Below are 14817 nucleotides of genomic sequence, written 5' to 3'. Positions count from 1 at the left end.
AGGGGTGACATGTTACATGAAAACGGAAAGCATAACAGATAGAATGACAACTCAAATTTCATTAAAGGATATTCGAGATTATATTGCTAAAAACCATCATCAACCACTCACGATGGAGCATCTGGCACTCATTTCTGGTCTAAGTTCTAGCTACTTTGGTGAGGCATTTAAAAAGGCATTCGGTCAAAGTGCCACTGATTATTTAACGGAGCTGCGTATTGGACATGCTAAGCAGCTATTGCGTGATACAGATCTATTGCTTCGTGAAATCGCTAGAAAAGTTGGATACAGTGATGAATTTTATTTTAGTCGGAAGTTTAAAAAGGAAGTGGGGGTTTCACCTTCTGCTTTTAATAAAATAGCTCGTCAGCGAATCTCTACTTTTTCTGTTTCAGCTACCGGGAATTTATTAGCACTTGGCATCATACCTGTTGCAGCTCCATTGAATGCTAAATGGAGTCCTTATTATTACAACCATTACCAAGACAAAATTCAAGTGCATGTCAATATTTTTGATGCAGAGTCCGAAGACAACTTTAGAAAATTAGCCTCTGCTAAGCCAGACATTCACATTTTCCAAGAGGAGCCCTCCCTCTCCATGCTTGATTGGCTTCAAACAATGGGTATTAAAAATGTCTATATACAAGCTAAGGACTGGCGAACACAGTTAAGAGAGATAGCTGTTGCTGTCAAAAAACAAAGCGTGGGTGAGCATTTCATTCAAACATATGAACAAAAGGTATTACAGGCTAAACAAGATATCAAAGGAGTGACTGGGGAGGATACTTTTGCTGTTCTCCGTTTATGTGGCGACCAATTATTTTTATATTGTAATAAAGGCATTCAGGATGTGCTCTTTACGGATTTGCAGCTTCGTCTTGTTGATGCGCAACAACAAACATGTAACGAACCTATTACACTTGAACAGCTAGTAGATATAAATCCAGACCGTCTACTATTTATCATTTGCCCAGATTCGCCCACTCGGAATTATTGGCTCACTTTACAATACCTCGATCATTGGAAAGAGCTCCAAGCCGTAAAAAATGGACATGTATATGTTTTGCCATCAAATCCTTGGTTCGAATACTCTGCTATTGCTATAAACCGAATGCTAGATGAAATGTTGCTGATGTTAACCGGAAAAAATCCAAACCCTTTTCCTGTTTCCGTCCATGGTATCCTATCAGACAGTGATTTATAATCCCATTTGAGAATGATTATCAATGGAAGGAGACTTTGATGAACAATGAAACAAAATTGTCGTAATCACTGTCAAACGATTTTAAAATCTGCCTATATATTAGCGATGTTATTGCTTGCTATTGGCATACTTTCGGCATGCAATGACCAATCAAGTAATAAAGAAGAACAGGCTGACTCAGAAAATACGAAGGAGCAAAGTGTTTATCCATTAACAATAAAAGATGAGGTTGGCAATGATGTGACACTACCTGATAAGCCTACAAAAATATTTGCACCTGTTATGGAGGATTCGTTATTAGCTTTTGGCATCAAGCCTATTATGCAATGGTCGAATGGTGTTAAACCACAGCTCTATTTACAAGATCAGCTACAAGGCGTACCTGAAATTAGCTTTGCAAGTGGTCCCCCTTCAGCCGAATCAATTATGGCTAATAAACCAGATTTAATTATTTTGCACAATTCATTTTATGTGGAAAATGGCACATACGAAAAATATGCCAAAATTGCTCCAACCTATGTATTTAATAATGCTGCAAGCGATTTAGAAGGCTCTATTAAAATTTTAGGGCAATTACTTGATGAACCAGACAAGGCTGAGCAAGCTTTACAAGGCTATCAAGAAAAGGTGGATGCAGCAAAAACAAAGCTAGCCTCCATCACAGAAGGTAAAAAGGTTGCGTTAATTCGCTTTAATGCAAAAGGAATGTTTTTCATGACTGATGAGTATTTCAGTGGGTATGTCTTAACACATGAATTAGGATTTGAACAAAGCAGCTACGTGAAAAATGGTGCCTTTGAAGTATCATTAGAAATTCTACCTGAACTTGATGCCGATTATATTTTCCTAATCAATGATGGCAATCTTGGAGATGAATTTATAAATGAGTTGAAGGACAGTAAAATTTGGCAAAGTACAGCTGCCTTCAAACATAATCAAGTATTTGAAACATCCGAGGATTATTGGCTAAATGGTGGTATTCATGCACAAGGAAAAGTGATAGAGGATGTATTGGAGTTTTTAGCGCCATGACAACAATGACAAAGAAACCTTATACATCAGATAACTACTTTGAAGTTGCCATGACATCTCGTCAACAGCTTGACTATCGAATTTTAATTGCTGCCCCAACAGAAGCACCACCAGCAGATGGCTATACTGTTATATATGCCTTAGATGGGGACGCTCTTTTTCCAACGCTCGCTGAGGCAGTAAAATTACAAACACGTAAACCAAAAGGCTATGAGCCAATTCTTGTTATTGGGATTGGCTATCCCTCAAAGGAACCCTTTGATATGGAACGACGTTGCAATGATTTTACACTACCTGTTAGTGAAGCTCAGCTACCACCACGTCCAGATGGATCGCCTTGGCCTCCTAATGGCAAAGCCAATGAATTCCTAGACTTTATTGAGCATGAGCTAATGCCTGCTATCGCAAAGGAGTGGCCAGTCAATAAGAAGAAACAAGCGGTTGTTGGTCATTCATTAGGCGGTCTTTTCACACTGTATGCTCTATGTGCGAGACCAAATTTATTTAGTCATGTAGTAGTCGGAAGCCCCTCTGTTTGGTGGGCTAACAATGCCGTACTAAAAGAAATAGACAAATTTGCTGAAACTTGGAACAGTCAGCATACTATTAATCTCTTACTTACAATCGGCGCTAACGAGCTGCCAGATATGCTTGAAGGAGCTGATCAAGCAGCTGAACAAATGAAACGTTTAAGCGACAAAAACATTCTTACTGATTATGTAAAATTTGATGAGGAGGACCATGTGAGCGTCCTCCCTTGTATGCTTAGTCGTCTTCCCCGTTTTTTGGATTCCTAGTAGAAGACCCAAGTGGTAATTTATCCACTTGGGCTTTTTTGTAGCATTTACTTCTCTTGCTCTAAATGGTTCTTTAACATTTTAGCAATTTCTTCAACCTGTGATTCCACTGCAATTGGATCATATGGCCAGAAACGTTCGGGATTTAAGTAGAATACTTTATTATTTTTAACTGCATCAATCGTTGACCATACAGGGTCATTCTCATCAAATTCCGCTTCTCCTGAAATGTCTAAAAAGATATAGTCACCTGCATAATCTGCAATCTTTTCCTGTGAAATACTCAGTGCATTAATTTTTGGCTCAATTAAATCCTTGCGTACTAATTTCGGTGGTGTTAAACCTAGCTGCTGATAAATTGCTTGTCCACCACGATTTACACCATCACCATAGACATAAAAATCCTTTCCAAACGGACCCATAAGAGAAAAAGTCGTTCCTTCTCTAATTAACCCTTTAATAGAGTCCTTTGCCTTCGCTACTTTTTTATCAAATTCTTTTAGCCATTTTTCCGCTTCCTTCTCTTTTCCTAAAATCTCCCCAAAAGCTCTCATTTCGTCATGAACTTCATGATATGTACCATAAGGGATGACCAATGTAGGGGCAATCTTGCGGTATTGCTCATTTAATTTTTCATCTCCTCCAACCGTGACTATTAAATCAGGTTTAAGTGATAAAATTTTTTCAACCGAGCCTCCATCAATTTGACCAATATCTGTGATCCCTTCACTTAATTCCATAGTATAAGGGCTTTCCATTTCCCAATATGGTGCACCGACTGGTTTAACATCAAAAACTAAAAAATTTGCTAAATACCCTTGCGTAACGATTCGTTGAGGATTGGCAGGTATTTCAACATCACCATCAACTGTTTTAATAATTTTTGTATCTGTTTCTGAATTACTTTTTGACTCTGACTGAGGGCTTTCTGTCGCTTTGCTACAGCCACCTAAAACAATTAAAATCAACAGTAGCATCATTAACCCTATCCAAATTCTTTGCCTAGCCTTGACCATTTTTTCCACTCCTATCGATAATGATAATCTTTCTCAATCAATATCCTTATCGTAATGGTCTCTTCTTCAATCGTCTATTTCAAAATGTGAGAACTTGCATATGGACAAAAGTGACATTGGCTTCATTATTAATGATTATATAGCTTTTCTAGCATAATACTAAGTTGTTTTTCTAGCGTTAATCCATCATTGCACCAAAAATCATTCAGCTTAATCGGATAAATGTTCCTTGTTGGATCTTCTAATAGCTGCTTCCAAGCTTTATGCTTTAATAACTTATTTGGAAAATCTTGATAATAATCTTCTGTGAGGACAACAAACATGTGGTTAGCAGCGTAGTTAGATAATATATTTTCCTCTATAAAAAGATGACTATTTACTTCGAGCACCTCTTGCTGAATACGTGGAGGAGGAGTTAACTTTAAGCCATTATATAAATTATAGGTAGCTCTTGCAGTGGTATTCCAAATACATATTGTATGATCCTCCCATACCTCATATAAACCTACTGTTTCGTGAGGTTGTATAATGAATTCGAGCTTAGCAGCTGCTGTATGTGTAATGGATTGATAATGCTCAACCCACATCGTTGCCTCTGCCTCACATCCAAGAATTTTCCCTATAAGCTTAACTTCTTCAAGTCGATCTAATTGATTCCATGGCAAAACCAAAATGGGTGCAAGTTGCTCCAATTTTTCTAACTTGCCTGGACAATAATATAAATATTCAGGCACAATGATTAGGTCGATGTCCATTTTCTCCAGTTGATGAGTTCTATCTTGCTCCAGATCAATCGTACCACTAAGCTCACGATGTATAAGCGGTGATACTTCCCATGGTGTAAAAGGAGCAGCAATTGGCTGTATGCCTAAAGCAAGTAAATCACCACTATATTGGAATGCTACAATACGTCTCGGCTTTGGTCTATACCGATACTCACTTGGCGATACACCAACAATTTGTTTAAACTTTCGGCTTAAATAGAGTCCATCTGTATAGCCAACTTTTCTCGCAATCTCGTTCAATGTGGCATCCGTCGAAAGAAGATACATTTTGGCTTTGTCTATTCTCACTCTCATCAAATGGTTCGAGAAACTACGCCCTATTTGTTGTTGAAACAATCTTGAAAAATAACTTGGATTAAAACCCATAAGCTCTGCTAATTGTGAACGATTTAGATTTTGATCATAATGGCGATTGATATATGCTAGAGCTTCTCGCATAATCAAATCTACTTTCTCTTTATACGGCTTTAAAGCTTGGATAAATAAATGTAATATTTCCTCCAACAAAAAATTTTGTCTACTATGAAAATGCTGTTCACCTACGTCTATCTCACCTACAAGCTCTTGAAGAAGAGTAACAGCACGATACGATAATGTTTCTACACTAGCAATTGAGCCATGGGCAGGCAATTGTTTATGATCGACACGATAAAGCAATAAATCAGCATTTTCTTCAGTAAGACTGTACATTTGAAAAGATACAATGTATAAATGAACAACTTGGTGATTTGCTTTTTCTAACTTTGCTATTTTTCCCGCACTAAGATATATCATTTCATTTTTATCTAAACATAACCATTTTCCATCTAAGGAAATTTTGGTAGCAACGTCGCAAGCTAATAAGGTTGGAAATTTTGTATGAAGTGAATATGTATTAACCTTTTCTTTCCATTCAATTATTGCTGTGTCCATTAATCTATACATTTTGCATCCACCTTAATATAATTGAAACAATCATTATAGAGTCATTATAATTGATAATAGTTATCATTAAAAGTCAAGCAAATATAGATAACTATAATTGCTTGACTTAGTGTTGAAAAACAAAACCATCCATAGAATTTATGTGAAAGGTGAAAAAGGATTTCCGTTGCAGGCTACTTGCTTTCCTGTGGGCGAGCGCCGAGCCGCTTCCTCCGCTACCGCTCCGTGCAGGGGCTCGCCTGTCTCGCTATCCCACGGGAGTCAAGTAGCCTTCCACTCCAATCCATAAAATAAAAATGTTAACTTTTTAGCAAAAAAGGGAAGGTATTCATTACTCTTTTATGGAGGGGTGTTGTCACACATCACTTTTAATGGCTATTTTGTTCAGGAAAAGACACTTTTGCAGAATGGTTGATTGGAGTGGAGCCAGCGTCACTCCTAGGGGATTTAGCGTCACAAAGGAGACCCTGGAGCGAACGCAGTGAGTGAAGCGGCTCATCGGACGCCCCCTGGAAAGGACGCTGGCAGAACGGAAATCAACCCCTCGCCTTACCAAATTGCTTATTATGCCGTTGACATTACCTTTTTTCAACAACAAGTCAAGCAAATATAGATAACTATAATTGCTTGACTTTTATAGTTTATCGTATTTAATTCTTTAGAAAAGCCAGCTATTTCTCTAACAGTTTTGATAGTCCTCTTTACTATCGATTGCCTCTGCTGGATGATTTGATAACGTCTGCCTTTATTTAGCAAACACAAAAAAAGGCTAAGGATTTCCCCGAGCCTTTCTAGTTTACTTATTTTTTCAGTATATTTGGAAATTCCTCTAACAGCATGTTACTTGTTGTCATATCATCATAATTCCATTTATCCTCAATAAAGTGAACTTTATTCTTCACGGCAGGTAAGGAGTTCCATAATGGCTCTTGTGTTAATTCATCAAATGCCTTTTGTGCCTCTTTATCTCCAGAAATTAATACAAATAATTGATCACCCACAAGTGTCTCATGCAGTGTTTCTTTAGTAATTTCAATATATGGCCCACTATTTGGCTGTAATGCCTGTACCTTTTCGTCCATAGTATATCCTTTGTCTTGATACAGCAAGCCTGCTACCCCGCCTGTTTTCATCACGAACATTTTTTTATTCCAAAAAAATTGGAATACGACAGCCGTTTCTCCTTCAGTCACCTTACCATTTGCGCGAAGCTGTTCCCACATTGCATCGGCATCTTCATTATATTTCCTCAGTAGCTGCTCTCCCTCTTCCTTTTTACCAACAATATCAGCAACGACTGGGAATCGATCCTTTAATGGCTGCATACCATCGAAAACAACGGTTGGTGCAATTTTAGAAGCTTCTTCGACCTCATTATCCATAATATATGACAGCATAATCAAATCGGGCTTTAACGTCAGTACCTTCTCTAAATTTGTTGGAAAGCCTATATCTGTTGAACTAATTTTCCCGTTATCTTCTAAAACACCGCTCTCGATGAAACGACGATCTACCCCAACAGGCTCTATACCTAATGCTATTAAATCACCAATTGCATTACCCTGAAGGACAATTCGTTCTGGATTTGTAGGAATGTCTACTTCTGTCCCTTGAAGGTCTTTGTAAACCCTTGTCTCAGAAGAGCTTGCTGACTGACTTTCTACTACAGTCTGATTTTGTCCAGTAGTTTCATTGTTTAGATTAACAGTACCTCCCGTACATGCTGATAATAGTAACGTAATACAAAGTAGTGCCATTGCTGTGAATGAAGCTCTTGAACCTCTATGCATATGTATAACTTCCTCTCGCTTATATTGATAATGATTATCACTATCAATATATCGCCATATTGGTCTCCAAACAATGGACGATTCAATGCTATTTTGAGGACGATGTATAGCATTTTTTCTTTCTTGTTTTCTAAAGCGTAATGGCGTAACACCCCTATGCTTTTTAAAAAGACGGCTCAAATAATAAGGGTCCTTATAGCCCACATATTCGGCAATTTCCTTCAATGTGGCATCCGTTTCTACTAATAAATTTGCCGCTATATCAAGGCGAATCTGAATCAAATAGTAAATTACACTATAACCCGTTTTCTTTTTAAAAATGGACGCTAAATAAGGAACGCTATAATTCAAATTGGCTGCAATAGATTCTAGTGTCAAAGCCTGTGCATAATGCTCTTGTAAATATTTCATTACCTGTCCTACAAGGTCTGGCTTCATCATATCTATACCTTGGCTATGTAGTTGCTGTAGCAGATTATGAACAAATTGATAAAATAATGATTTCACATGAAAGCGATCTATTCCACCAGACTTCCTCCACTCCTGCTCCATCAATTTAACTTTGTGAAAAATAGTAATCGGGTAACTGGGTATATAGCTATATTGCAGTTGAAATGGATTACTTTTATCCATTAGGCGTAATACTTCCGGGCGCATAGGATTAGGCATGGTCGCTTTATAAAAAATCAAATAATACGCCAACTCATCCTCCGTTAGAAAAATATCTAAAATAGTCCCTTTGCTACCATGTATGACTTGAAACTGCTGAATAATATACTCGATTTGATTGAGCTGAACTTGCGCCCTTCCTCGAGAAACAAAAATAAAGCCATTAGCTGGCATTCTATAAGACTGTAATGTTTCTCCCATCCTCATAATCTGATGCCGAACATCCAGCACTTTGATAGCAGCATGATCCCACAGGTATATATGGTCATCAACATTCATAATGCACATAATTCCTCCTACCTATCTTTTTTACTACTATCATTATAATTGAAAATGATTCTCAAATGAAAGCCAAACTACATTGATGGTAGTTTGGCTTCCGAAAATATTCATGTTATTCATTTTTATGCATTTTGTTAAAGGCTTCTACTACAATATCAAGCTGCTTCTCTAATGAAACGGGATCATTAAAGTAGGAAGCATCGCTATCTAATATAGTGACCTTGTTATTTTTCACCGCAGGTAGCTCATTCCATAAAATACTTTCCTTTAGAAATGCAAGTGCTGTATCTTCTACAAAAATAAAATCTCCTGCATAATCCAGCAAACGTTCAATGGAAAATGCAACTCCCCATTCTTTCGACTCAAGTGCTTCTTTTTGAACCAGGGCTGGCGCATTTAGCTGGAACTCCCCATAAATAATTTCTCCACCTCTAGAATAATGATCACCATATATGTAAACCTCTTTGTCAGTACCACCCATTAGAGAAACGGTCTGATCTCCAACAACCTCTTGGATAGTTGACTTGTTGTCGGCAATTTTTTCATCCCAATTACTTATCCATTGAGCGGCTTCTTTTTCTCTATTAAGCATCTTACCAAACTCTACTAATTGTTCACGGTAACTCATGACGCCATACTTAATGCCAACAGTTGGCGCAATCTTTTCAAAGTTTTCAAAGCCTTCCATGCCATCAAAAGCAATAATTAAATCTGGTTTCAATTCCAAGATTTTTTCAACCGATTTATTGTCACCAATACTTTCAATGCCATCTATTTTACCTTCAAAATAAGGATTACTTAACGCAAAATCAGACATACCAATAGGTTTAATGCCCAATGCCAATAAATAACCCGCATAACTGTCTGCTACAACTACAATACGTTTCGGATTTTTGGGAATCTCCACTTCTCTATTCGCCGCCTTATAAACGATGGTTTCTTGTGTTACTTCGGTAGTCTGTCCTTGTGTCTTGGACTGTGGGTTTGTGCCATTCGAACAAGCACCCAATAGTAGTGTTAGACAAAGCAATACTATCGCTGCAAAGTTTGTTTTATGTTTCTGAGACATTGGAATATTTTCTCCTTTTTTATATTGATAATGATTATCATTAACAATATATCGTTGAAACATTTCCCCTTCAATAGAGGATTCCATGATGATTTGTGGAGTATCTTCTAGTATGCCTTGTTCCATTACTCGTTTTCTATATTTCCCTGGTGATATTCCTAGATGTCTTTTAAAAATACGATTAAAATAATGAACATCTGTATAGCCAACACTTGTCGCAATATCCTTTAAAGACACGTTTGTTGATTTTAATAGAGCTACAGCCTTTTTCATTCTTGTATGCATGACATATTCGATAAAGCTATAGTTGGTCTCTCTTTTAAATACTGCCGATATATGTGATACACTGTAATTTAAATGCTCTGCAAGAGACTCTAGCCTTATCGAATCTGCATAATGCTCATCCACATACCTCTTTATTTGACTTACTAAATCTGTTTCTTTTACATAGCTCTCTTGGCTACATAACTCTTGATATATACTTAATATAATTTGATAGAATAATGTTTTAACTTGCAAACGTTCCAGCCACCATGATTGTTGCCAGCTTTCGTGCATAAGCTGCACTTTTTCATAAATAGTTACCGGATATTTCGGTACCAAGCTAAACTGGATTTGAAATGCATTTCTTTTCTCAAACAGCTGAAGAATCCTTTGACCAACAGGATAAGGAACAGAACCTTTATAAAAAATAAGGTAGCACTCTAGTTCATTAGTTATTTGATTAATTTCTAAAGCTGCCCCTTTACCGCTATGTATCATTTGAAACTGAATCACGTGATAATTAGTTTGATCCAAATGCACTTGCGCTGTTCCACGCGTGATTACTATAAGTACACTTGTTGGCAATTTATAAGGCTGTAATGTATCCCCTATCCTCATTACTCTATGACGAACGTCTAATACCTTGATAGAAGCGTAATTCCAGAGTAGTAGATGTTCTTCTATATTCATGTCGACTTTCACCCTCCTCCACTATGTATTATAAATGATATTGATTATCATCCACTTTTAAAATAACGTGTTTAAGTAAATAAAAAACACTAGCTATTAGAATTGATAGCTAGTGTATTTATATTCTATTGAGTTCTAGGTTGGATTAAGACATAGTTTGGAGCTGTTGGAGATGTAGATTCCTTCGCATAAACTATATTTCCGTATTTATCCTTCGTAAATAAATATATTTTTTGATCCTTTTGGAATATGTTTGTAGAATTTGGATCAGTGCTTGTTTGAATAGCCGTAAATGTTTTTTCAGAACTTGCATCTGAAGGTTTTGTTATTTGTCCCTTACCATAAGATATTATTCCTCCGCCAGGAATGTCTGTGTAATTACTGCTATCAGCTCTTTCGATAATATCTTTAATATTAGCTATTGTTAAGTCACCTGGGTACTGTATATCAGGTACTAACGTTGCTGAAGTAATTGTATTCACTTTTGTTGGATATTTGTATTCTGCTTTTAATTTACTGAATGCCCATCCGCCTTTATCCTTCGCGGTAGCATTGATTGTCATATCAAAGCTTTGTGTAACTTCATTTGCAAATGTTAGTATCATTTTACGTGGCTTCCATTCATCAATTTCATCTACCTTATCCTGCCACTTCCATGAAGCATAAGTAGGAGTAATTGCAGTGCCTGTTTCAGGATTCACTAATTGGAAATCTGAGTCTTTTAATTCAATAGCCTCAGAAAAAGTCACTTCTAATGTTTTTCCATCAAGCTGTTTAACGATCGGATCCTCTACCTTTGGTGGTGTACCATCTGAGAAGAATTTATATGCCATTACACCTTTGTCAGTTTCGCCTGGTGTCAAAGTAATTGTTTTATTTTGCTGTTCATCAAAAGTATATACTTTTGACTCAGTACCTACTTGAAGCATTGTTGCATTTTTATATCTATCTTTTACCGCAACATAAAGCTCATAATTTTGATGGGGTTCTAAAGAGGTAAAATTAATTTCATTAGTACCCTTTCGCATATTGCTAGCTCTTCCTCTTTCAATAACCTCCTCAGCACTTGAAGGTACTGGAACTGTTGCATCGCCAGCTTTTCTAAGAATATAGTGATACGTACCATCTTCATCTGACATAAATTTGAAGGTAGCATTCTTATCTCCTTGAGCTATCTTTATCGATGTATTTTCAATTTTCGGTGGTGTTTGGTCATCGATTACATGTCTAGTCTCAATATCTGAAACATTTCCTGAACGATCGCGCAATACCATATAGATAGAGTAGCTCTTAAACGGATTTAAATTTGCTGTTGGTAATGGGATTACTACCTTTTGTTTTCCTAGTTGAGCAGGTTTATTACCTCCGCTCCCAACAATATCGATTTCTTCTGTTCCAACCTTAAATTTTGTTTCATTTAATTGGACAGCTTCAATTAAACGTAAGCGGTCATCACGTGTAAGAGTTATATCTGACTCCATAATTAGATAATGATACGTTCCTGCTTTTGAAGCATTAAACTCAAGAAGTGTTTGGTCCTTTGTATTATTAATTACTGGTTCTCCTATAATTGTGAGGACTGGTAATTCAATATCGTTATGAATGTATTCGGCTGTGTTTCGCGGAACAGTATTATTTGGAATGTTATTGATATTTTCAAATTCGATATCAGCCAAATCTTTAACATTCGGTGATATTGTAACAACTAGATTATCCCCGTTTACAAAGCCTGTTAGTGATGGAATGGTGAAAATTAATCTTTTCTGAGCTTTATTATAGACAACCTTTGTAGGATGTATCGGTTGCTGTGCACCTTGATTGACTATCCCTGTACCTGAAAGATCATAGTTCTCTATTTTTTCAGCAGAAATAGGATCTAAATCCTCACTCACGGTTAGATAAAATTCATTTTTAATCTCATCTAGTAATACAAGTTGTCCACCTACAACATATGGTGGGATATTATCAAGCTCACCAGTTTTAAACTCTTTAACCGCCTCTTTAGGTATAGGATCTACCGAGAAGTTGCCTGAATCATCCTTCATGACAACATAAAGTTGATATTCGGTTTCAGCATCTAATTCTGTTAAAATTCCTGTTATTCCAAGTTCTCCAGCTTTTGCTTTCCCTTTACCTGTTGGGTTTGCGACGATATCTGCCGTCGTCGGGTCAGCTGCTGTTGTTTTCTTACGTACATAATAGTAATAATCTCCAGGTTCACTTGCTGCAAACTTGAATTCAGCACGTGTTCCTCCATGTAAAGGCGTAACTTGTAGAGATTTAACTACTGGTGGAGTTGCATCTTTCATTTGGAATGCTTGAGAGACAATATCAGATGCATTTTTCGAGCCGTCTACAACCATGATGTAGATGACATATTCTTTTTTCTCACCTAGATTTGAAACTTTTATTGAGTTTGTGCCTTTGATTGCCGCACTACTTCCGTATGCAACGTTTTCAATTGAAAGATGGTTTACCATTTCACGTTTATTAGGTGCCTCTGCTCCCTTTTCACGCACAATATAGTAGTACGTACCTACCTCATCAGATGTGAAATCTGCTTGAATCTCACTGCCATTGAGCACTTTGACATTTGTAATACTTACAATAGGCTTTGTTTTATCATCTGGATTCTGATTCTCGTTTTCGTCTTTATCGATTGGTTTGCCATCTGGATCTGTGATATTTCCGATATTGTCTTTATCATCTAGGAAATCATCAAAGATATTATTTGGAGATTCATCTTTAGGTAAAATGACTTTGTCGATATACGTATAGTCCCCGATGTCAACCTTGCCGTATGAATTATCAACATATAGAGTACCGATACGGCCATCTATATACAGCTCTAAATCTGTATAACTGTTGTAGTTTATCCAATCAATATTGCCATCTCCATAGATCGTTAACTTTGTTTCGGTATCCAGATTTAATGTTCCAATATAGCCTTGAATTTCAAATTCGCGAACACTTCCGATGATGTCTACACGTGGTAGTTTCATATTGGATTCGATTTTTGTCCCTGTTTGTGATACTACTAGTCTCGAAACAGTGCTGTTATAAAATTCAAGATGCTTTTCAACATTTTTCATTTCTTGTTTTTCTTTTGACCAGTTGACAAATGGCTTATCTTTATCAGGATTTTGGTTCGTCCAATTTTGAAGATCGTTTGTTGAATTGTTATTAGATGGACCATCGCCTTTAGTATTATCTGGATTCGACCAGTTGATAAAAGAAATATTATTGCTCGCCACACGCCCAATGGATAATGGTTGATTGTTAGTAGCACCTAAATGCAATGGTGGTCGAACTGTTTCATTGACGAACATAGTACCTGTCATCTTCAGATTCGAAAATTCAATATAGTTGCCATTAACTACAATGGTTGCACCTAATGAACCATAATCACCATCAAAATCAAGGAATCTTGAGCTTGTTCCGCTTGCATTTAATGTTAGTTTAGAGATGGATCGAACCTTCTTACCAGAAAGATCACCCTCAATATAAGCACCCTTTAAGACAGGTGCATTATCGTCATTAAAAATATGTGAAAGACTTTCTGGAACTGCATAGGCTTCACCATTTATATAAACGGCATCATCATCTACATCTATGATTTTGAAAGATGTTTCATTGTTCTTTTTCTCTTGTGAACGAACCACAAAAGAAGCAAACTGTCCGCGATTTACAGCATCAAACGGAGAGAATGTCACAGGTGTTGTGCCTTCAGTAATATTTAAATCGATAAGTGTTTGAATATAGATAGCATTGCTTGATTGGCTATCTACATCTTTAAAAATATTGTTGTAACTAGGAGATACCTCCAAATGGAATGCTAATACTAATATTTTTGCTAATTCGCCACGAGTCATCACTTCGTTTGGCATAAATGTGCCATTAGAATACCCAGACATAATGCCCGCGTTTTGCAATGCTGCGACAAATTTATAAAATTCGCTACCCTTCGGTACATCTTTATAATAAGGATTTTGGACATTTCTCATATCCAATTTTAATGCCGTTGCAATCATTTTTGCTGCTTGTCCACGTGTTACATTGACATCCGGACGGAAGGTTTTATCGGCAAACCCGTTAATCACACCCTGAGAATATAATTTTAATATATCGTTATAATGAACTGAGTATTGGTCGATGTCTGTAAAGGGAGAAGTAGCCGCTGCCGCTTTTTGTGGTGGAGGTACTACAACAGCAATCCCACTTGTAGCAAATACTGTTGCTATCAAGGCTTTATTTACTTTTTGGATTTTAGATTTATCCATCCCACTCTTCCTTTC

Annotated in this window: 8 protein-coding genes; 3 read left to right on the top strand and 5 right to left on the bottom strand. The window is 36.9% G+C overall.

Translation table 11 applies throughout. From position 1 onward, the window contains the following. Positions 1-16 precede the first annotated feature (16 nt). The 3 genes from NV349_RS01065 to NV349_RS01055 are packed head-to-tail and all read left to right on the top strand — an operon-like array spanning position 17 to position 3033. Complete coding sequence (locus NV349_RS01065; protein ID WP_101967031.1) at positions 17-1204, top strand: helix-turn-helix domain-containing protein; 1188 nt, start codon at positions 17-19, stop codon at positions 1202-1204. A gap of 45 nt (positions 1205-1249) precedes the next feature. After that, the gene (locus NV349_RS01060) at positions 1250-2236 is read left to right on the top strand and encodes an ABC transporter substrate-binding protein (RefSeq protein WP_058845285.1); all 987 of its coding nucleotides are present in this window, start codon (positions 1250-1252) and stop codon (positions 2234-2236) included. Beyond that, on the top strand, positions 2233-3033 hold the full coding sequence (locus NV349_RS01055) for an alpha/beta hydrolase (RefSeq protein ID WP_036125805.1): 801 nt from the start codon (positions 2233-2235) through the stop codon (positions 3031-3033). The genes NV349_RS01060 and NV349_RS01055 overlap by 4 nt, the downstream gene beginning before the upstream one ends. Before the next feature lie 47 nt (positions 3034-3080). Here the strand turns inward: NV349_RS01055 and NV349_RS01050 are convergent, their stop codons facing one another. From NV349_RS01050 to NV349_RS01030, 5 genes are all read right to left on the bottom strand, one after another. Beyond that, positions 3081-4049 carry an ABC transporter substrate-binding protein gene (locus NV349_RS01050; protein ID WP_271912090.1) on the bottom strand — a complete coding sequence of 323 codons (969 nt, stop codon included), beginning with the start codon at positions 4047-4049 and terminating at the stop codon, positions 3081-3083. 128 nt (positions 4050-4177) lie between these two features. Further along, positions 4178-5758: a helix-turn-helix domain-containing protein gene (locus NV349_RS01045; protein ID WP_271912089.1), complete on the bottom strand. Its 1581-nt coding sequence runs from the start codon at positions 5756-5758 to the stop codon at positions 4178-4180. An 800-nt stretch (positions 5759-6558) separates the two neighbouring features. Then, a complete protein-coding gene (locus tag NV349_RS01040) occupies positions 6559-8496 on the bottom strand; it encodes an AraC family transcriptional regulator (RefSeq protein ID WP_271912087.1) in 1938 nt (645 codons plus the stop codon). Between the two features lie 115 nt (positions 8497-8611). Next, complete coding sequence (locus NV349_RS01035; RefSeq protein ID WP_271912085.1) at positions 8612-10522, bottom strand: AraC family transcriptional regulator; 1911 nt, start codon at positions 10520-10522, stop codon at positions 8612-8614. A gap of 125 nt (positions 10523-10647) precedes the next feature. After that, a complete protein-coding gene (locus NV349_RS01030; protein ID WP_271912083.1) occupies positions 10648-14802 on the bottom strand; it encodes an S-layer homology domain-containing protein in 4155 nt (1384 codons plus the stop codon). Positions 14803-14817: the final 15 nt, after the last annotated feature.

The organism is Lysinibacillus sp. OF-1, assembly GCF_028356935.1.
In the GTDB taxonomy this organism is placed as follows: domain Bacteria; phylum Bacillota; class Bacilli; order Bacillales_A; family Planococcaceae; genus Lysinibacillus; species Lysinibacillus fusiformis_D.
Note: the sequence above shows the minus strand (reverse complement) of the source record. Positions and strands in the feature narration are given on the sequence as shown.